Origin of the sequence: Spirillospora sp. NPDC046719 (genome assembly GCF_040645715.1) — a bacterium.
Classification (GTDB): domain Bacteria; phylum Actinomycetota; class Actinomycetes; order Streptosporangiales; family Streptosporangiaceae; genus Spirillospora.
The window spans coordinates 24759-41841 of sequence record NZ_JBEYYT010000036.1; the positions used below are offsets into that span (position 1 = coordinate 24759).

Consider the following 17083-nt stretch of genomic DNA (forward strand, 5'->3'; position numbering starts at 1 on the left):
CTTCGCATCAGGGGACGACCGCCGCACGCGCTCCGGCGAGCGGCCGTTCAGAACGGTCAGCGCCGAGCACCTCGTACATGTCACACCACACCTGAATTGCCTGCACAATGACGCACGTGACGCGAGCGCGGCAGGAGGGTGCGGGCGGCGAGGACGACCTCGACCGCGCTCTTCGCGCGGCCCAGGAAGGGGACGAGGAGTCCTTCCGGGTGCTCTACCGCGACGTCCAGCCCCGGCTGATCCGCTTCGCCGGCGCGCTCGTCGGCGCGGACGCCGAGGACGTGACGTCCGAGGCGTGGCTGCAGATCGCCCGCGACCTGCCCACCTTCCGCGGCGACATCGACGGGTTCCGCGGCTGGACCGCCACGATCACCCGGCACCGCGCGCTGGACCACCTGCGCCGCCGGTCCCGCCGCCCGGCCACCGACGCGCCCGCCGAGGAGTTGCTCACGCTCGCGGCGCCCGCCGACACCGAGGCGCTGGCCCTCGACGGCATCGCCACCGAGGACGCGCTGCGGCTGATCGCCGGGCTGCCGCGCGACCAGGCCGAGGCGGTGCTGCTGCGCGTGGTGGTGGGACTGGACGCCAAGTCCGCGGGGAAGGTGCTCGGGAAGCGGCCGGGCGCGGTCCGCACCGCCGCCCACCGGGGCCTGCGCCGCCTGTCCGAGCGGCTCGCGGGGTCCGCCGCCGCGGTCTCCGGGACCGTTCCGGCGCCGCAGGCGGGCTCGCTGCCCGCCGCCCGAGGTGACAAAAGCGGCGGTACGGGCGCTGAAGGGGTGAGATGAGCGACCATCAGCGAGCCCGACGGCTCGATCAGCGCACCGCCGAGCGGCTGCTCGGCGGGGCTCCGGCGCGCCCCGCGAACGGCTCCGCGGGCGGCTCCGCCGACGGGCATGACGCTCTGCGCGCGGTGCTGTCGGCCGCCGCCGGTCCGCCGCGTCCGGGAGAGCTGGCCGGCGAGGACGCCGCGGCCGCCGCCTTCCGCGCCGCCCGGGCGCGTCCCGCGGCGCGCCGCTCGCGCCGGGCCGCCGTGCCCCGCTACGCGACGGTCAAGGTCGCCGTGGTCGCCGCCACGCTCGCGGCGTTCGGCGGGGGCGTGGCGGTCGCGGCGAGCACCGGGCACCTTCCGGGGCAGTCCCCGGCGCCCGCGCCGTCCCACCACCACGCGCCGAAGCAGCCGTGGCACCGCGGCGACCGGCTGCCGCAGTCGCCGTCGCCGTCCTCGTCCGTCGTCCCGCGCACGTCCCCGCCGCGGCATCCGAAGCCGAGCCCGTCCCCGAAGGGCACGCCCCAGCACGCCCGGACGACGCCTCCCGGCCAGGCCAACACCAGGTCCCCGAAGGCCAAGAAGACGCACCCGAGCAACGGGAACAGCGGAAGCAACGGCAACAACAGCAGCAGCAACAGCGGCAAGAGCGACGGGAACGGCGCGAACACGGCGCACAGCGGCAGGAAGGACCAGAGCCAGAGCCGGAGCGGCGGGAACGGTCCCCGCCAGCCCCGCCCGCACGCCCCGTAGTCCACATGATGAGAATCAATTACCAGAATGTGGACAGCACGCCCTAGTCTCGCGCCATGGTCACCGCAAGGACGCTCCCGTCCCCCTACCAGGTCGAGTACCAGGCGGGCCCGCACACCGGCCGCGCGGACACGGTCAAGGACGGCCGCGGCGGCGGCACCGCGCCGCGCCCGCACGAGCTGCTCGAAGCGGCCCTGGCCGCCTGCATCACGATGACCGCCCGCATGGCGCTGGACGAGCTGGGCCTCCCCGGCGTCTCCGTCACGGCGCGCGTCGACCTCGACCGGCAGGAGACGGCCACCCGCTTCCGCTACCGGCTGGCGTTCGACCCGGCCCCGCCCGCCGGCGTCCGCGAGACGGTCCTGCGCCGCGTGGAGCGCTCGCCGGTCCGGCGGACGCTGAGCAGGCCCCTGTCATTCGTGGCGGAGGGCGCCCTCGCCGGTGATTGACCGGTAGTAGCAGGTCGGGCGCGCGTCGCCCGACGCCGACTTGGTGTGGCAGGCGCCGCCGGTCGTCCGGTTGACCAGGTAGAGCAGCGAGTTCTGCTCGCAGTTGACGCGGACCTCGACCAGCTCCAGCACGTCGCCGGACGACGCGCCCTTGCGCCACAGCTCGTTGCGCGACGTCGACCACAGCACCGCGATCCGCTCGTCCAGCGTCGCCTTCAGCGCCTGCTCGTTGGCGTAGCCGATGAACAGGACGTCCTTGCTCGCGGCGTCCTGCAGCACGACCGGCACGACCTCCGAGCCGGTCGCCGCGACGGCGCGCAGCTTGCCGAAGTCGAGCGCGAGCCGCGTTCCCTCTTCGAGTTCGTTCACCACGCGATCCTCCCTGGGCCCCCGGTGCGACGGCAACCGACCGTCACCGTGCGCGTCGGCGCCGGCACGTATCGTCGCACGTCCGGGCCGTGCATCTGCGTAAACGGCGAATGCGCGGCGCCCGGCTTGTCACCACAGGCGATTGTGCGGCCGCATCGGCGGACCCATGCTGGCCGGAGCACTCACCTGAGGGAGCGATTCGATGACACGGGGCACTGTCCGGACGCGCGGTCCCATGCGACTCCTCGGCACCACCACCCTGCCCGGGGTCGCCCGGTCCGCCCCGGAGGCGCGCGCGTTCGTCCGCCGCGTCGCGCCGCACATCGACGCCGAGGCCCTCGCCGACATCGTGCTGTGCGTGGACGAGCTGGTCGCGAACGCGTGCGAGCACACCGCGTCGGGCCTGGGCGGCCGGGTGACCGTCATCGTCAGCGCCGCCGACGGAACGCTGCGCGTCACCGTCCTGGACGACGGCGGGACGGGCGGCGCGCCGTGCGTGCGCGAGGCCCCGTGCGGCGAGGACGGCCGCGGGCTGTGGCTCGTCGACGCCCTGTCCACCGCGTGGGGCTCGCACCGCGCCCTCGGCGGCACGGCGGTATGGGCCGAGTTCCACGCCCCCGCCGCCCCGCGCATCCGCTGCGATCAAGTCGGATGACACGGGCTCGTGGATGACGGCATCCTTTGACGGCCTTGCCGCCAGCCGTGGAGGTCCGTCATGCCGACGCTCGTCCTGTCGCCCCGCTACTCCGAGGACTCGAAGGTGCTGCGGCTCGCCGCCGGACGGGCCGGATGGAAGGCGGAACGCCTGGGCGGGTGGCGGGCGCCGGCGCGGCTGCGCGGCCAGGACGTGGCGCTCTACGGGGAGCCGACGTTCGTGGAGGTCATCGCGGCGCAGCTCGGCGTCGCGCTGATCGACGCGCCGCCCTCGTGGCTGCCCGGCCTGCCGGAACGACATCTCCGCCGAAATGTAGATATGTCGACATTGGCGGAGGTTCGTGAGTCGCTCGTCCGGCCGGTCTTCGTGAAGCCGGCGGACGGCCGCAAGGGCTTCGAGGGCCGGGTCTACGGCTCGCCCGCCGACCTCCCGGACGCGGCGCCCGGCGACACCCCCGTCCTCGTCGGCGAACCGGTCGAGTGGGAGGTCGAGTACCGCTGCCAGGTGCTGGACGGCGAGATCGTCGCGATGTCGCCGTACCTGCGGGACGGCGAGCTGGCGCTCACCGGCGACGGCCGCTGGGAGGCGCCCTGGGACGCGGAGGCCCGCGCCTACGCCGAAGTGCTCCTGGGCGAGGTTCCGCTGCCGCCCGCGATCGTCGTCGACGTCGGCCTGATCAAGGGACGCGGGTGGGCGGTCGTGGAGACGAACGCGGCCTGGGGCGCGGGCCTGTACGGGTGCGACCCGCAGGCCGTCCTGCGCGTGCTGGCCCGGGCGTGCGCGCCCGCGCCGTCCGACGGCGCATGGACGACCGCTCCCGTCCGGCTGGCCGACTGACAGGGAAGGGCGCGGATCCGAGGCGGATGCGGCCGGCTCGTCGACCAGTCGGGTGACAGATGCCCGGCCCGTAGGCCCGTTCTTAGCGTCGGGGCCATGGAAAGCACACCTCTACGCGTCGCCGTCATCACCGCCAGCACCCGCGAGGGACGCTTCGGCCCGACCGTCGCCCGCTGGTTCGCCGAGCAGGCGGCCCAGCGGGACGACCTCGTCCTGGACCTGGTGGACGTCGCGGACGCGCCGCCCCCCAGCCGCCTCGGCACGCCCGCCCCCGACGGCTTCGACGAGATCACCCGCACCCTGCAGGCGGCCGACGCCTTCACCGTCATCACCTGCGAGTACAACCACAGCTTCCCCGGGACGCTGAAGAACCTGATCGACACCCACTACTACGAATGGCGCGCCAAGCCGGTCGCGTTCGTGTCGTACGGCGGGGTGTCCGGCGGGCTGCGGTCCGTCGAGCATCTGCGCGGCGTCTTCGCCGAGCTGCACGCCGTCACGATGCGCGACACGGTCAGCTTCCACGCGCCGTGGAACTGGTTCGGCGAGGACGGGCGCCCCGTCGACGCCGAGGGCGCCGAGGCGGCGGCGAAGGGCATGCTCGACCAGCTCGCCTGGTGGGGCCACGCGCTGCGCGACGCCCGCGCGGCCCGGCCCTACGGCGGCTGACGTGGCGGCGACGACGCAGGCGCCGCCGGTGGCGGGGCGCGGTACGCGGCCGATGGCGGTCGCGCTGGTGCTGGTCCTCGGCTCGATCATGATCACGCTGGACCAGACCGTGGTGAACGTCGCGCTGAACCGGCTGTCGGCGGACTTCGGCGCGCCGCTCGGCACCGTCCAGTGGGTGGCGACCGCGTACGCGCTGGCGCTGGCCGCGGTGATCCCGTCCGCCGCGTGGGCGGTCGGGCGGTTCGGCGCGCGGCGGCTGTACCTGGCGGCGATCGCCGCGTTCGCGGCCGGGTCGGCGCTCGCCGGGCTGGCCTGGAACATCGAGTCGCTGATCGCGTTCCGCGCGGTGCAGGGGCTCAGCGGCGGCCTGGTGATGCCGGTCGGCATGACGATCCTGCTGCGCGCCGCCGGACCGGACCGGCTCGGCCGGCTGATGAGCACACTCGGGCTGGCCGTGCTGGTCGGCCCGCTCGCCGGGCCCGTCCTCGGCGGCTGGCTGATCGACGCGGTGTCGTGGCGGTGGATGTTCTTCGTCAACCTGCCGGTCGCGGCGGCGGTCGTGGCGCTCGCCGCGCGGGTCTTCCCCCGCGACGCCGCCGGGGCGCGCACCCCGCTGGACGTCCTCGGCCTGCTGATGCTGTCGCCCGGCCTCGCCGCCCTGCTGTACGGGGTGACGACCGGCGGCGACCGCGGCGACTTCGGCTCGGCCCGCGTGCTGGTCCCGCTGGCCGCCGGGGCGCTGCTGGTCGCCGGGTTCGTGCTGCGGGCGCTGACCGTCCGGCATCCGCTGATCGACCTGCGGCCGTTCCGCGACCGGACGTTCGCCGCCGCGACCGGGACCCTCGCGCTGTTCGCGACCGGCTACTTCGGGACGATGCTGCTGCTCCCCCTGTACCTCCAGGTGGTGCGCGGCGAGAGCGCGACGGTGGCGGGACTGCTCGGCATCCCGTTCGCGCTCGGCTCCGGGACGGCGATGCAGGTCGCCGGGCGGGTCGTGGACCGGGTCCCGCCGGGCCGGCTCGTGCCCGTGTCGATCACGACCGCGCTGGCCGGGTTCGGGCTGTTCACCGCCCAGCTGAGCGCGGACGCCCCGTACTGGGGGCTGTGCGCGGCGATGCTGATGATGGGCGCGGGCGGCGGCGCGACGATGATGCCGGCGATGACCGCGGCGACCCGCGGGATGGCGCACGAGCAGGCGCCCGCCGCGAGCACCACGGTGAACCTCGTCAACACCGCGTCCGGCGCGATCGGGACGGCGCTGGCGTCGGTGGTGCTGTCCACGCTGATGAGCGGCCTCGTCCCGGACGACCCGGACGGCGGCGGCGCGCTCCAGGCCGTGCACCGGCTGAGCCCACGGGCGCACGAGGCCGTCGCCGGGCCGCTGGCGGACGCGTTCCGGCACACGTACGCGTTCGCGCTCGTCCTCCTGGCCCTGGCGCTGGTCCCGGCGCTCCTCCTGCCGCGCCGCGCCCTGCGGAAGTGACGCGCCGAGGACCCCCACTCCGGTGTCCGGAACGGGGGTCCTGGGCGTGAGGGCCCGGAGGGCGCGGGGGCCTTGCGGGGCCTCGCGTCCCTATTTCGCGGGCGGGATGTTGTGGTTCAGGCGGAACAGGTTCGCCGGGTCGTAGTGCGCCTTCAGCTCGGCGAGCCGCCGGTACGTCTCCGGCTCGTACGCGGCCCGCACCTGCTCGGGCGTCGCGTTCGCGCCGAACAGGAAGTTCAGCACCTGCCCGCGCGACCGTGCGGCGAGCAGCCCGCCGAACCGGCCGTGCAGGGCGTCGACACCATTGGCGTCCGGGCCGAGCCTGGACAGCAGGCCGACCAGGTACCCGGCGTCCCGGTTGCCGACCGCGTTCGGCACGGCCGGCGGCTTCGCCATCGCCCCGCCGAGGTGCCGGACCTCCACGATCGCCCGGTCGGGCGCGCCCGGCCCGGTCAGGTCGAGCAGGTCGCGGACGAGATCGCCGTCCAGCGCGCCGACCGCGGCGTTCGTCGCCCTGTACGCCATGGGCACGGGCGGCTCGTTGTGGATGAGACCCGAGTCGGTGTACGGCATCTCGCCGGCCGTGTCGACCAGCCGCGGCCCGATCGCCCGCAGCGGCGCGATGAGCCGCTCGCCCTCCGCCGCGTCCCCCGTGTACGCGATCCGGACGTGGGCGACGTGGCGTCCGCGCAGCGGTTCGGGGAACGCCGGGACGCCGGGCACCGGCATCAGCGCGACCGACGAGGTCATCTCGTCCGGGACGGTCTCCGTCCACCGCCGCCAGGTGTCCATCACCTCGGGGATCAGGCCGTCGTCGAAGTACAGGCCGCCGCCGTACAGCCGCGCGACCGGCAGCAGCCCGATCTCCAGGCTCGTGACCACGCCGAAGTTGGCGCGGCCGCCGAGCAGCGCCCAGAACAGGTCCGGATCGCTCTCCGGCGTGACGTGCCGGAGCCGCGCGTCCGCGGTGACCGCGTCGATCGACCGGACATGGTCGGCCGCGAAGCCGTACCGCCGCGACATCAGGCCGATCCCGCCGCCGAGCGTGTAGGACACGGCGCCGACGCCGGGCGACGACCCGCTCAGCGGCGCCAGCCCGTGCGGGGCGGCCGCCGCGACGACCTGAGCCCACGGGACGCCGGCCTCGATCCGCGCCGTCCGGGCCGCCGGGTCGATCTCCACGCCGGTCATCGTCCGGGTGGCGATCAGCAGGCCGCCGCCGGCGGGGAGCGGGAGGCCGTGCCCGGTGTTCTGCACGGCGACCGGCATGCCCCGTTCGGCGGCGTGCTCGACGGCGGCGCGCACGTCGCCGGCGTCCTCGGCCACCACGATCGCCTCGGGACGGTGCGGGTCGGCGGTCTGGAAGCCGGTCCGCTCCGCGTCGTAGCCGTCGTCGCCCGGCGCGAGCACCGCGCCCCGCACCGTCCCGTACGCGCTCATCGTGGCCCCTCTCAGGTCGCTCCCCGCCGCTCACCGTCCATCCTGGTCATCGGGTTTCCATACGTCAAAGAGATGGATCTTCTGACATCAAGCAGGATTGCTTATAACTCAGAGTTCCTTGAGGAAGCCCGAGTCGACCACCACGTCCGCGCCCGTCGTGCTCGCCGAGCGCGGCGAGGCCAGCAGCGCCACCGCGTCCGCGACCTCCTGCGGCTCGGCCATCCGGCCGGTCGTGAGGCTCATCATCTCCGCCGCGCCGCCGTTCAGCACCGCGTCCCGGTCCGAGCCGGTGGCCTGCGCGATCACGTCGGCCGCGCCGCCCTCCTCGGTCCACCAGGCCGTCCGGACCGGGCCCGGGGACACGGTGTTGACCCGGACGCCCTGCGGCCCGAACTCCTCCGAGAGGCCCTTCGCCAGGTTGTTCAGCGCCGCCTTCGCCGCGTTGTAGTCGAAGTTCATCGGCCCCGGGCGCCGCCCGTTCACCGACGACACGTTGACGATCGCCGCCGCGTCGCTCTCCAGCAGGTGCGGCAGCGCCGCCCGGACCGCCCGGACCACGGCGAGCACGTTGAACTCGAACACCTCGCGCCAGTCGTCGTCGGTCAGCGTGCCGAACCCGAACCGGGGCATGACCGCGCCGGGCGGCGGGCCGCCCGCGTTGTTGACCAGGACGTCCAGCCGGCCGAACGCCTCCACGGCCCGCTCGACGGCGAGGCCGGGCGCGGCCGGGTCCATCAGGTCGGCGGCCACGTGCACCAGGTCCGGCCCGGCGAGCGCGTCGAGCTCCGGGCCGGGCTTGCGGGAGACGGCGACCACGCGGGCGCCCTCGTCCAGCAGCGTCCGCACGATCGCCAGCCCGATGCCCTTCGAGGCGCCGGTGACGACCGCGACCCGTCCGGTGAGGCGCAGGTCCATGAGGTTTCCCTTCGTCGGTGCGCACGCCCCGTCCGGGCGTGCGGCACCCCATGAACCCCGCCTCGCCGATCACGGTTGCAGCCGCGGCTACCCGCCTTCGGCGCTGCGGCGCGCGCGCAGGGCACGGACACGTCCGCGGCTGGCGCACGACGGCGACGGGCACCAGCGGCGCCGGTCCGCGGGATCGGCGAACACGCCGCGGCAGTCGTCCTCGGGGCAGACCTTCAGGAACGCCCGCTCCGGTCCGGTCAGCTGGTCGACGGCCTGGCGGGCGATCCGGGCGAGCGCGGCGTCGCCGTCGGCCGGCGCGGCCCGGACGAGCCGCCCGTCCACGGCGAGCACGACGGGATCCGCGACCGTGTCCAGGAAGCCGGCGAGCTCCTGGACGTCGCCGTCCGCCGGGGCCTCGCCGTCGACGGCCGCCAGCGCGATCGGGCGCAGCACCTCGCGCAGCCGGCGGGCCCGTTCGAGCTCGGCCGCCCCTACAGGACGGACCGGGGCCAGCTCGCAGGCTTCGAGCCAGTGCGCGAACCGCGGCACGTCGGGGATGCGCTCGACCGGCCGCGCGCCGAACGCCCTGCCCCTCGTGGCCAGCAGGTTCAGCCAGGTCGCGCCGCAGTCGAGCCGGAACGCCGCCGGATCGTTCGTTGCCATGGCCCGATTGTAACGCCCTGACCGTTACGCTAACGTGTAACGCCCAACCCGTTACAAGGAGCGCCCGTGGACCTCACCGAAGCCACCCTCGACCGCGCCGAAGGCCACCGCCTGCTGGACGTCCTGCAGGACGAGACCACCCGGCAGGCCACGTTCCCCGCGCTGGAGGACCTCGCGCCGGGCTTCGCCGACTGGGTCGTCACCAGCCTGTTCGGCGGCACCTACCAGCGCCCCGGCCTGTCGCTGCGCGACCGCCAGCTGCTCAACCTCGCCGCGCTGACCGCGCTCGGCGGCGTCGACCCGCAGCTCACCGGGCACGTCCGGACGTGCCGGCGGCTCGGCATGACCCGCGAGGAGATCATCGAGACGTTCGTCCACCTCGCGCCCTACGTCGGCGTGCCGAAGGCGCTCGCCGGCCTGCGCGTCGCCGCCGCGGCCCTGGCCGACGCCCGATGAGGGTCCGGACCGTCCTCGGCGACGTCGACCCCGCCGACCTGGGCGTCTGCGACTCCCATGACCACCTGTTCCTCCGCACGCCGCGGCTGCCCGGCCAGGAGCTCGACGACCCGGCCCGCGCCGCCGCCCGTCTCCGGACCTTCGCGGGCCTCGGCGGCCGGACGATCGCCCATTGGACCCCCTACGGCCTCGGCCGCCGCGAGCGGGACCTGGCCGATCTGTCCGCCGCCACCGGCGTCCACATCATCGCCGCGACCGGCCTCCACCAGGCCGTCCACTACGACCCGGACCTCCTCGCCCGGATCCGTCCTGGCCTCGCCGCGCTCTTCCACCGCGAGCTCACCGACGGCCCCGCCGGGATGATCAAGGTGGCGGGCGGCTTCCACGGCCTCGACGAGCACGCCCGGCACACCATGACCGCCGCCGCCGAGGCGTCCGGTGCCACGGGCGCCCCCATCGGCGTCCACCTGGAGGAGGGGACCGCGGCCCTCGACGTCCTCGACCTGCTCTGCGGATCCCTCGGCGTCCCGCCGGACCGGGTGATCCTCAGCCATCTCGACCGCTCGCCCGACCCCTGGATCCACCGCCGGGCCGCCGAGGCGGGCGCCTACCTGTGCTTCGAGGGCCCGTCCCGCGCGCACCACGCGACCGACTGGCGGCTGTTCGACTCCCTGGCGGCCCTCGTCGAGGCCGGTCACACCGACCGCGTGCTCATGGGCGGCGACACCACGACGCCCGACGCCCCCGGCATGCCGCACCTGCTCCGCGTCCTCCGCCCCCGGGTCGAGGCCCAGCTCGGCCAGGACGCCGCCACCGCCATTTTCGAGACGAACCCGGCCCGGGCGTTCGCTGTTCAGCGGTAGGCGCGGAAGAAGGCGGTGATGTCGTCCGCGAGCAGCTCCGGCTCCTCGTGGGCGGCGAAATGCCCGCCGCGCGGCATGGCCGTGTACCTGGTCACGTTGTAGATCCGCTCGGCCCAGCTGCGGGGCGGATGGGTGAGGTCGGCGGGGAACAGGGCGACGGCCGTCGGGACGTCCACGCGCTCCACCCGCCGCGTCAGGCCCGAGGCGTACTCGTAGTAGGGCCGGAACGACGTCGAGATCGTCCCGGTGAACCAGTAGAGCGACGCCTGGGTCAGCAGGAAGTCGTCGCTGAACCGCGACGACAGGTCGCCGCCCGAGTCGCTCCACGCGCGGTACTTCTCCACGATCCAGGCGAGCAGACCCACGGGCGAATCGGCGAGCCCGTAGCTCAACGTCAGCGGGCGGGTGCTCTGCTCGTGCTGGTACCCGCCCTCCTGCGCGCTCCACGCGGCGACGGAGTCCAGGTACGCCTGCTCCTCGGGCGTGACGTCGCCGTAGGCGGCGGGGCTCGCGACCGCCATCAGGTGGATGCCCGCCAGCGCCTCCGGGTGCGCCTCCGCCAGCCGCGAGGTGATGCCGGCGCCGAGGTCGCCGCCGTGCGCCGCGTACCGCTCGAAGCCTAGCTCGCCGCGCATCAGCCGGTGCCACAGCTCGTGCGTCTGCTCCCGGTCCAGCGTCGGCCGCTGCGGCGAGAACCCGAACCCCGGCAGCGACGGGACGATCACCGTGAACGCGTCGGCGGCGTCCCCGCCGAACCGCGACGGCGCCGCGAGCCGCTCCGCGAGGCCGGTCATTTCGAGGAACGAGCTGGGCCATCCGTTCGTCAGCACGATCGGCAGCGCGCCGGGACGCTCGCCGTCGTACCGCAGGTAATGGACGGGGGTCCCGTCGATGTCCGCGAAGTGCGAGGGCAGGGCGTTGATGGCGGCCTCGTGCGCCCGCCAGTCGTAGCCGCGCGCCCAGTAGGCGACGAGGCGCCGCAGCTCACCGGCGTCGGTACCGGCCTCCCACGCGGCGGCGGGCCAGGCGGCCGGCCACCGCGTCCGCTCCAGCCGCGCGCGCAGCTCGTCCAGGTCGGTGTCGGAGATCTCGATCACGCCGCTCAAGGGAACCCCTCTCCTCGCGCCGGTCCCGCCGGCGCGCCGATGTCACAGGTGGATCAGGCCCGCGTCGGTCGGGCGGAAGCCGCAGGCGTCGAAGTAGAAGCGTCGCAGCTCGGGATCGAAGTCGACATGGAGCCATTCGCAGCCCGCGGCTCGCGCGTGCTCCACCGCGAGCCGCACGACCGCCGTGCCGATGCCGCGGTGCTGGTATGAGCCGCGCGTCTTCGTGTCGATCAGGAAGGCGTGGTCGCCGCCGTCCCACGCCACGTTGACGAAGCCGACGAGGGTCCCGGCGGCGTCCCGCGCGCTCACCCAGCCGAGGCTGTACCGCTGGATCCGGTCCCACCAGCCGGCGACGGCGCGGCCGCCGTGCGACCGGACGAGGCCGACCATCTCGTCATCGGTGATCGGAGCGCGCCAGGCGTAGGTGATCTCCTCGGCGGTGGTCATCGCTCGGTGTCCCCCAGGATCCGGACGAGGCGGACGAGCGCGGCGCGCTGCCCGGCCGGGTCGTCGTCGAGGCCGGGCATCAGCATGCGGCGCAGCTGCGGGGTGGCGAACCACCAGCCGGCCAGGACGATCACCGCGTACAGCAGCTCCTGGGGGGCGAGCCGGGTGTCCAGGTTCCCCGCGGCCTGCGCCTTGGCGAGGGCGGCGATCTTCTCGGCGTAGTGCGCGGTCCGCTCGGCCTCGGCCGCGACGGGCTCGCCCTCGGCGGTGTGGAGGCCCTCCCAGTGCAGCAGCCGGACGAAGTGCGGGTGCTCGCGGTGGTAGTCGAAGACCCGGCCGGCGTACTCGCCCAGGTCGGCGGCGACCCGCTCGTCCAGCGGGACGGCCTCGGCCAGGCGCTCCAGCTCCGTGGTCAGCACGATCGCGAACATCTCCCGCTTGTTGCCGAAGTGGGAGTAGATCCGCTCCTTGTTCACCCCGGCGGTGGCGGCGATCCGGTCCATCCGCGCCGCCTCGGGCCCGTGGGCGGCGAACTCGCCGACCGCGGCGTCGAGGATGAGCCGCCTGGTCTTCTCGGTGTCCCATGCCATGGCGACGAGCCTACGCCCAAATTCCAACCCGTGGGTTGGAATTTGGACGCGGCCGTGGCAAACTCCAACTCACGAGTTGGAGTTTCCCGGAACGCAAGGAGACGGCATGTCCCCCCTCAGCACCGCACCGATCCGCCCCGCGGCCCCCGCCCCCTCGGTCCACGTGCGCGCCGCCTTCACCTGGCTGGCCGTCTACTTCATGATCATGGCCACGCAGATCCTGCTAGGGCCACTGCTGGGCGCGCTGTCGCTGCCGGTCCGCACGCTCGTGGTGACCGGCGTGGTCGTGCCGACCGTCGTGTACGTGCTCGTCCCGGCGATCCTGCGGGCGTACGCCGCGCTGCGCCGCCGCACCCGGTGACGGGAGCTACGCGCCGGTCAGGGCGTCGGCGGCCATCACGCTCCCGCGGGACGTCCAGTCCCAGTCGCCGAGCGTGGTGCGCATCAGGCGGGCTGCGGCCGACAGGTGGCTGCCCGCGCCCCAGTACAGGGTGACCGTGCGGCGGCAGTCGGCACCTTCGACCGCGATCCACGCGACGGGCGCCGTCGCGGCCGAGCGCCGGGCGAGGTCCGGGACGAGGCCGATGCCGAGCCCCGCGATGATCAGCTGGGCGATGGCGCTCGCCTCGTCCCCCTCGCACACGATCTTCGGGGTGAGGTCGCGGGCCGCGAACAGCCGGTCCAGGAGCCGCCGCTGCCAGTGCCCCTTGTGGGCGGCGATGAAGGGCTGGCCGGCGAGCTCGTCGACGGTCACGGAGGCGCGGCCCGCGAGCGGGTGGTCCGGCGGCGTGGCCAGCCACACCGCCTCGTCGAGCAGCTTGAGCGATTCCAGGCCGTCGGCGCGGAGCGGCTGCGAGGCCACGCAGAGGTCGACGTCCTGGGCCAGCAGGGCGCGCGCCATGTCCGCCGCCGGCATCTGGTGGAGCTCGACCTCGACGTGGGGATGCGCGCGCTTGTACGCGGCGAGCGGCCCGGTGAAGGTGAGGAACGTCTCCGACGCCAGCCGGACGGTGCCGAAGCCCGCGCCGGCGGCCTCGGCGACGGCCCGCCGGCCCGCGTCGAGCTCACCTAGGGCCCGTTCGACGTGACCGCGGAACAGCTTGCCGGCGTCGTTCAGCCGGAGCCGCCCGGCCCGGTCGAACAGCGGGGTGCCGAGTTCGCCCTCCAGCCGCGCGATGGTGCGGCTCAGCGACGGCTGCGCGACGCGGAGCTCGTCCGCCGCGCGGCTGAGGTGCTCCAGGCGCGCCACCACGAGGAACTGCCTGAGCATGTGGAGATCCACGGCCCTCCCGTCATGCCTCACGGATCATAGCGTCATAGCGATATTGATCTTAGACAGGATAACTCGTCGGTCATAGCGTCGTGCTGATCGCGCATCGAGAGAGCGAGGAGGCGCGCCATGGTCACCGCGGCCGACGAGTTTCCCCCGGCCGTCCCGGCCCGGTCCGGGACCGCACAACGGACGAGACCGTCCGCATGGGCCTTCCGGGCCGTCGTCAGCGCGCACGTGGTCGCGATCTTCGGGCAGCCGGTGTTCGCCGGGGTGTTCCTGAGCGGCGACTACGACGGCCTGCGCCTGCACGAGGCGGGCGCCAACGTCACCACGTCCCTCGGCTACGTCCAGCTGATCGCGGCGGTCGCCGTGTGGGTCAGGCTGCGGCGGGCGGGGCCGTTCCTCGCGACGCTGGCCCTGGTCGCGGCCGAGACCGTCCAGTACTTCGCCGGCATGGGCGGCGCGCTGTGGCTGCACCTCCCGCTGGGCGTCGCGACCATCGCCGCGCTCGTCGTGCAGTTCGTCGACGTGTGGCGCCGGCCGCTCGAACGGCGGCCGCTCGGACGGCGGCCGGAGGACCGGCGCGAGCGGCCGCGGATCACGGCGGCGGCCGAGCGGCAGGAGACCGGCGATGAGTGAGCACGAGACCGACCGACCGGACACCGACTGGGGCGACCGCGCCCGCGGCCTGGCCAGGCGGCATGTCCTGAGCATCGGCGGCGCGCTCGGGCTCGTGGCCTTCACCGGCCTGACCACCGCGCACGCGCTGGCCCGCCGCCCGCCGCGCACCGGCGCCGAACTGCGCAGCGAGGTGCCGCTGCCGCCGCCGTTCCAGGCGCCGCTGCCGATCCCGCCCGTCCTGAAGCCGGTCGGCACGGCGGGCGGCATCGACCGGTACGAGATCACCCAGCAGGAGGCGAAGGCGGAGATCCTGCCCGGGGTGCGGACGCCGCTCTGGACGTACGAGGGCGTCTTCCCCGGGCCGACGATCGAGTCGCGGCGCGGCCGTCCCGTCACCGTCCGGCACCGCAATGAGCTGCCCGTGCCGACCGTCGTCCACCTGCACGGCGGGCGGACACCGGCGGCGTCCGACGGCTATCCGACCGACCTCGTCCTGCCGGACGGCTGGCCGAACACCGCGCAGGGCATGCGGGGCGGCCACCACGGCATGGGCGGGATGCACGGTATGAGCGGGATGCACGGTATGAGCGGGATGCGCGACCCCCAGGCGGTGGAGACCCGGCTCACGCGCGACTACACGTTCCCGCTGGACCAGCGGCCGACGCTGCTCTGGTACCACGACCACCGCATGGACTTCACCGCCCCCGCGATCTGGCGGGGCCTCGCCGGGCTGCACATCGTCCGCGACGACGCCGAGGAGGCGCTCGGCCTCCCCTCAGGGCACCGCGAGCTGCCGCTCATGATCGCCGACCGGGCGTTCGACGCGGACGGCGCCCTCGCCTACCCCGCGCTCGACCCCTCGCTGCGCGATCGGCCGGGCGTCCAGGAGCCCTACCTCGCGGGCGTCCTCGGCGACGTGATCCTGGTCAACGGCGCACCGTGGCCCGTGCACGAGGTCGACGCCGCCCGGTACCGGCTGCGCGTCCTGAACGCCTCGAACGCCCGGCACTACGAGCTGGAGGCGGTCACCGACGACGGGCGCCGCCTCGACCTCGTCCAGGTCGGCGCCGACCAGGGCCTGCTCGCGGCGCCGGTCGCCCACCGGACGCTGCCGATCGCGCCCGCCGAGCGCTACGACCTGGTCATCGACTTCTCGGACGTCCCGGTCGGCGCCCGCGTCCGGATCGCCAACCGGCTGGGCTCCGGCCGGACGCGCGACGTCATGGCGTTCCGGGTCGCGCGCAAGGCCCGGGACGGCGGCCGCGTCCCGCGCGTGCTGTCCACCGACCTGCCGTCCTGGCGCCGGTCCGACGCCGTCCGGGTCCGGGACTTCTCGTTCCGCGCCGGGCGCATGGACGGCGGCCACGGCTGGCTGATCGGCGGGAAGGCGTTCGACCCGGCGCGCACCGACGTCACCGTCCGGCTCGGCGACATCGAGGTGTGGCGGCTGGTCGCCGACGTCCACCACCCCGTCCACCTGCACCTGGCCGGCTTCCAGGTGCTGTCGCGCGGGGGCCGGCGGCCGCTGCCCCGCGACGCCGGGCTCAAGGACACCGTGGCGCTGAGGCCCGGCGAGGCCGTCGAGATCATCGCGCGTTTCGACGGCTACCGCGGCCGCTACCTCTTCCACTGCCACAACGCCGAGCACGAGGACATGGGGATGATGGCCAACCTCGACGTCGTCTGACGCCTCACCCGTCGCGGCGGCGGCGCTTGGCGTCGACGTTGCCGGTCAGGGCGGCGAGGAGGGCGGGCAGCTCCGCCACGGTCGCGGCGGGCAGCCCGGCCACGGTCTCCTCCGCGAGGTCGCACCAGAGCCGCTTGACCCGCTCGGTCACGGCGCGGCCGGCGTCGGTGAGCTCGACGACGGTGGCGCGCTGGTCGCCGGGCGCGGGGGCGCGGCGGATGTGGCCGGCGGCTTCGAGCTTGCGGGCCATGAGCGTGACGCTGGGCCGCTCGACGCCGAGCGCCTCGCTGAGCTTCGCCTGGATCACCGGGCCGGTCCGGGCGAGTTCGAGCAGCAGCGCCTCCTGGCCGGGATGCAGGCCGAGCGGGGCCAGCAGCTCGGCGGTCCTGGCCCGGTGGCGCAGGCTCAGCAGGCGGATCGCCTGGTTGAGGGCGTCGGCTCGGTCGAACTCCACGGGCGCTCCTTGACAGGTTGGTTATGCGGATAACTATTATGCAGATAACGTTATCCGCATAACCAATTCTAGCCAAGGAGCCGTCATGACCGCGAAGAGCGCCGTCACCCGCGGCAGCACGAGCGAGACCCCGCCCGGCAGCGGCACGAGACCCGCCTGGCTCGTCCTGGCGCTGGCGTGCGCCTGCCAGTTCATGGTGATCCTGGACTCGTCCATCGTGAACGTCGCCCTGCCGTCGGTCGACCGCGACCTCGGCTTCTCGCCCGCCGGACTGGCCTGGGTGGTCAACGGCTACCTGCTCGCCTTCGCCGGGTTCATGCTGCTCGGCGGGCGCGCCGCCGACGTGTTCGGCCACCGCCGCACGCTCGCCGCCGGACTGCTGCTGTTCTCGGCGTCGAGCCTGGCCGGCGGGCTGGCGACGGTCCCCGCAGTCCTCGTGGCGGCCCGCGTCGCGCAGGGCTTGGGAGCCGCCCTGCTGGCCCCCGCGACGCTGGCCGTGAACAACACCGGCTTCGCCGGGGGCCGCGTGCGCGCCCGCGCGGTCGGCCCCTGGTCCGCCGCCGCCGGCGTGGGCGCCACGGCGCCGGCCGTCCCGC

At 74.6% G+C, this 17083-nt stretch carries 22 protein-coding genes; 13 read left to right on the forward strand and 9 right to left on the reverse strand.

Translation table 11 applies throughout. The features are described from left to right. The first annotated feature begins 116 nt into the window (after nucleotides 1-116). Genes ABZ914_RS09475 through ABZ914_RS09485 form a run of 3 tightly spaced genes read left to right on the forward strand, consistent with a single transcriptional unit; the run spans nucleotide 117 to nucleotide 1968 of the window. Nucleotides 117-785 (forward strand): RNA polymerase sigma factor, encoded by a 669-nt coding sequence (locus ABZ914_RS09475; protein WP_500192572.1) that lies wholly within the window; start codon nucleotides 117-119, stop codon nucleotides 783-785. Continuing rightward, on the forward strand, nucleotides 782-1519 hold the full coding sequence (locus ABZ914_RS09480; RefSeq protein ID WP_500192573.1) for a hypothetical protein: 738 nt from the start codon (nucleotides 782-784) through the stop codon (nucleotides 1517-1519). Before ABZ914_RS09475 ends, ABZ914_RS09480 begins: the two co-directional genes overlap by 4 nt. 56 nt (nucleotides 1520-1575) lie before the next feature. After that, nucleotides 1576-1968: an OsmC family protein gene (locus ABZ914_RS09485; protein ID WP_500192574.1), complete on the forward strand. Its 393-nt coding sequence runs from the start codon at nucleotides 1576-1578 to the stop codon at nucleotides 1966-1968. Here ABZ914_RS09485 and ABZ914_RS09490 read toward each other — a convergent pair. Beyond that, nucleotides 1933-2337 (reverse strand): phosphoribosyl-AMP cyclohydrolase, encoded by a 405-nt coding sequence (locus ABZ914_RS09490; RefSeq protein WP_206700012.1) that lies wholly within the window; start codon nucleotides 2335-2337, stop codon nucleotides 1933-1935. The genes ABZ914_RS09485 and ABZ914_RS09490 overlap by 36 nt on opposite strands. A 202-nt stretch (nucleotides 2338-2539) precedes the next feature. Here ABZ914_RS09490 and ABZ914_RS09495 point away from each other — a divergent pair, with 202 nt between their 5' ends. From ABZ914_RS09495 to ABZ914_RS09510, 4 genes are all read left to right on the forward strand, one after another. After that, a complete protein-coding gene (locus tag ABZ914_RS09495; protein ID WP_500192575.1) occupies nucleotides 2540-2992 on the forward strand; it encodes an ATP-binding protein in 453 nt (150 codons plus the stop codon). A gap of 60 nt (nucleotides 2993-3052) precedes the next feature. After that, nucleotides 3053-3829, forward strand: a complete 777-nt coding sequence (locus ABZ914_RS09500; protein WP_500192576.1) for an ATP-grasp domain-containing protein — start codon at nucleotides 3053-3055, stop codon at nucleotides 3827-3829. A 96-nt stretch (nucleotides 3830-3925) separates the two neighbouring features. After that, nucleotides 3926-4498, forward strand: a complete 573-nt coding sequence (locus ABZ914_RS09505; RefSeq protein WP_500192577.1) for an NADPH-dependent FMN reductase — start codon at nucleotides 3926-3928, stop codon at nucleotides 4496-4498. A gap of 1 nt (nucleotide 4499) precedes the next feature. Continuing rightward, on the forward strand, nucleotides 4500-5981 hold the full coding sequence (locus ABZ914_RS09510) for a DHA2 family efflux MFS transporter permease subunit (protein WP_500192578.1): 1482 nt from the start codon (nucleotides 4500-4502) through the stop codon (nucleotides 5979-5981). A gap of 90 nt (nucleotides 5982-6071) precedes the next feature. On the opposite strand, the gene ABZ914_RS09515 is transcribed toward ABZ914_RS09510, so the two are convergent. The 3 genes from ABZ914_RS09515 to ABZ914_RS09525 form a co-directional block, all read right to left on the reverse strand. Then, entirely contained in the window at nucleotides 6072-7421 is a 1350-nt protein-coding gene (locus ABZ914_RS09515; RefSeq protein ID WP_500192579.1) for an FAD-binding oxidoreductase, read from the reverse strand. Between the two features lie 108 nt (nucleotides 7422-7529). Then, on the reverse strand, nucleotides 7530-8336 hold the full coding sequence (locus ABZ914_RS09520) for an SDR family NAD(P)-dependent oxidoreductase (RefSeq protein WP_500192580.1): 807 nt from the start codon (nucleotides 8334-8336) through the stop codon (nucleotides 7530-7532). A gap of 87 nt (nucleotides 8337-8423) precedes the next feature. Then, the gene (locus ABZ914_RS09525) at nucleotides 8424-8990 is read right to left on the reverse strand and encodes a CGNR zinc finger domain-containing protein (protein ID WP_500192581.1); all 567 of its coding nucleotides are present in this window, start codon (nucleotides 8988-8990) and stop codon (nucleotides 8424-8426) included. A 66-nt stretch (nucleotides 8991-9056) separates the two neighbouring features. Here ABZ914_RS09525 and ABZ914_RS09530 point away from each other — a divergent pair, with 66 nt between their 5' ends. Beyond that, the gene (locus ABZ914_RS09530; RefSeq protein WP_500192582.1) at nucleotides 9057-9446 is read left to right on the forward strand and encodes a carboxymuconolactone decarboxylase family protein; all 390 of its coding nucleotides are present in this window, start codon (nucleotides 9057-9059) and stop codon (nucleotides 9444-9446) included. Next, entirely contained in the window at nucleotides 9443-10309 is an 867-nt protein-coding gene (locus ABZ914_RS09535; protein ID WP_500192583.1) for a phosphotriesterase family protein, read from the forward strand. The genes ABZ914_RS09530 and ABZ914_RS09535 overlap by 4 nt, the downstream gene beginning before the upstream one ends. On the opposite strand, the gene ABZ914_RS09540 is transcribed toward ABZ914_RS09535, so the two are convergent. Genes ABZ914_RS09540 through ABZ914_RS09550 form a run of 3 tightly spaced genes read right to left on the reverse strand, consistent with a single transcriptional unit; the run spans nucleotide 10300 to nucleotide 12452 of the window. Next, a complete protein-coding gene (locus ABZ914_RS09540) occupies nucleotides 10300-11406 on the reverse strand; it encodes an epoxide hydrolase family protein (RefSeq protein ID WP_500192592.1) in 1107 nt (368 codons plus the stop codon). The two genes, ABZ914_RS09535 and ABZ914_RS09540, sit on opposite strands and share 10 nt — an antisense overlap. Nucleotides 11407-11457: 51 nt before the next feature. Further along, nucleotides 11458-11862: a GNAT family N-acetyltransferase gene (locus tag ABZ914_RS09545; RefSeq protein ID WP_500192584.1), complete on the reverse strand. Its 405-nt coding sequence runs from the start codon at nucleotides 11860-11862 to the stop codon at nucleotides 11458-11460. Then, nucleotides 11859-12452, reverse strand: coding sequence for a TetR/AcrR family transcriptional regulator (locus ABZ914_RS09550; RefSeq protein WP_500192585.1), 594 nt, complete (start codon nucleotides 12450-12452; stop codon nucleotides 11859-11861). The genes ABZ914_RS09545 and ABZ914_RS09550 overlap by 4 nt, the downstream gene beginning before the upstream one ends. 106 nt (nucleotides 12453-12558) lie before the next feature. On the opposite strand from ABZ914_RS09550, the gene ABZ914_RS09555 reads away from it, so the two are divergent. Then, nucleotides 12559-12813 (forward strand): hypothetical protein, encoded by a 255-nt coding sequence (locus tag ABZ914_RS09555; RefSeq protein ID WP_500192586.1) that lies wholly within the window; start codon nucleotides 12559-12561, stop codon nucleotides 12811-12813. A gap of 6 nt (nucleotides 12814-12819) precedes the next feature. Here ABZ914_RS09555 and ABZ914_RS09560 read toward each other — a convergent pair whose 3' ends face one another. After that, a complete protein-coding gene (locus tag ABZ914_RS09560; RefSeq protein WP_500192587.1) occupies nucleotides 12820-13722 on the reverse strand; it encodes a LysR family transcriptional regulator in 903 nt (300 codons plus the stop codon). A 129-nt stretch (nucleotides 13723-13851) separates the two neighbouring features. Between ABZ914_RS09560 and ABZ914_RS09565 the strand changes: the two genes are divergently transcribed. Both ABZ914_RS09565 and ABZ914_RS09570 read left to right on the forward strand, forming a co-directional pair. Next, nucleotides 13852-14364: a hypothetical protein gene (locus tag ABZ914_RS09565; protein WP_500192588.1), complete on the forward strand. Its 513-nt coding sequence runs from the start codon at nucleotides 13852-13854 to the stop codon at nucleotides 14362-14364. Further along, nucleotides 14357-16033 (forward strand): multicopper oxidase family protein, encoded by a 1677-nt coding sequence (locus tag ABZ914_RS09570; RefSeq protein ID WP_500192589.1) that lies wholly within the window; start codon nucleotides 14357-14359, stop codon nucleotides 16031-16033. Before ABZ914_RS09565 ends, ABZ914_RS09570 begins: the two co-directional genes overlap by 8 nt. Nucleotides 16034-16037: 4 nt before the next feature. Here the strand turns inward: ABZ914_RS09570 and ABZ914_RS09575 are convergent, their stop codons facing one another. Then, complete coding sequence (locus ABZ914_RS09575) at nucleotides 16038-16487, reverse strand: MarR family winged helix-turn-helix transcriptional regulator (protein ID WP_500192590.1); 450 nt, start codon at nucleotides 16485-16487, stop codon at nucleotides 16038-16040. 85 nt (nucleotides 16488-16572) lie between these two features. Here ABZ914_RS09575 and ABZ914_RS09580 point away from each other — a divergent pair. After that, the coding region (locus tag ABZ914_RS09580) for an MFS transporter (protein WP_500192591.1) at nucleotides 16573-17083 on the forward strand (511 nt) is incomplete at its 3' end.

Excerpts from the sequence above, each read along its gene's own strand:
- ABZ914_RS09520 (WP_500192580.1), bottom strand. The coding sequence starts at position 8,336 with ATGGACCTGCGCCTCACCGGACGGGTCGCGGTCGTCACCGGCGCCTCG.
- ABZ914_RS09535 (WP_500192583.1), top strand. The coding sequence starts at position 9,443 with ATGAGGGTCCGGACCGTCCTCGGCGACGTCGACCCCGCCGACCTGGGC.
- ABZ914_RS09560 (WP_500192587.1), bottom strand. The coding sequence starts at position 13,722 with ATGCTCAGGCAGTTCCTCGTGGTGGCGCGCCTGGAGCACCTCAGCCGC.
- ABZ914_RS09495 (WP_500192575.1), top strand. The coding sequence starts at position 2,540 with ATGACACGGGGCACTGTCCGGACGCGCGGTCCCATGCGACTCCTCGGC.
- ABZ914_RS09505 (WP_500192577.1), top strand. The coding sequence starts at position 3,926 with ATGGAAAGCACACCTCTACGCGTCGCCGTCATCACCGCCAGCACCCGC.
- ABZ914_RS09545 (WP_500192584.1), bottom strand. The coding sequence starts at position 11,862 with ATGACCACCGCCGAGGAGATCACCTACGCCTGGCGCGCTCCGATCACC.
- ABZ914_RS09555 (WP_500192586.1), top strand. The coding sequence starts at position 12,559 with ATGTCCCCCCTCAGCACCGCACCGATCCGCCCCGCGGCCCCCGCCCCC.
- ABZ914_RS09485 (WP_500192574.1), top strand. The coding sequence starts at position 1,576 with ATGGTCACCGCAAGGACGCTCCCGTCCCCCTACCAGGTCGAGTACCAG.
- ABZ914_RS09515 (WP_500192579.1), bottom strand. The coding sequence starts at position 7,421 with ATGAGCGCGTACGGGACGGTGCGGGGCGCGGTGCTCGCGCCGGGCGAC.
- ABZ914_RS09500 (WP_500192576.1), top strand. The coding sequence starts at position 3,053 with ATGCCGACGCTCGTCCTGTCGCCCCGCTACTCCGAGGACTCGAAGGTG.
- ABZ914_RS09570 (WP_500192589.1), top strand. The coding sequence starts at position 14,357 with ATGAGTGAGCACGAGACCGACCGACCGGACACCGACTGGGGCGACCGC.
- ABZ914_RS09480 (WP_500192573.1), top strand. The coding sequence starts at position 782 with ATGAGCGACCATCAGCGAGCCCGACGGCTCGATCAGCGCACCGCCGAG.
- ABZ914_RS09565 (WP_500192588.1), top strand. The coding sequence starts at position 13,852 with ATGGTCACCGCGGCCGACGAGTTTCCCCCGGCCGTCCCGGCCCGGTCC.
- ABZ914_RS09550 (WP_500192585.1), bottom strand. The coding sequence starts at position 12,452 with ATGGCATGGGACACCGAGAAGACCAGGCGGCTCATCCTCGACGCCGCG.
- ABZ914_RS09525 (WP_500192581.1), bottom strand. The coding sequence starts at position 8,990 with ATGGCAACGAACGATCCGGCGGCGTTCCGGCTCGACTGCGGCGCGACC.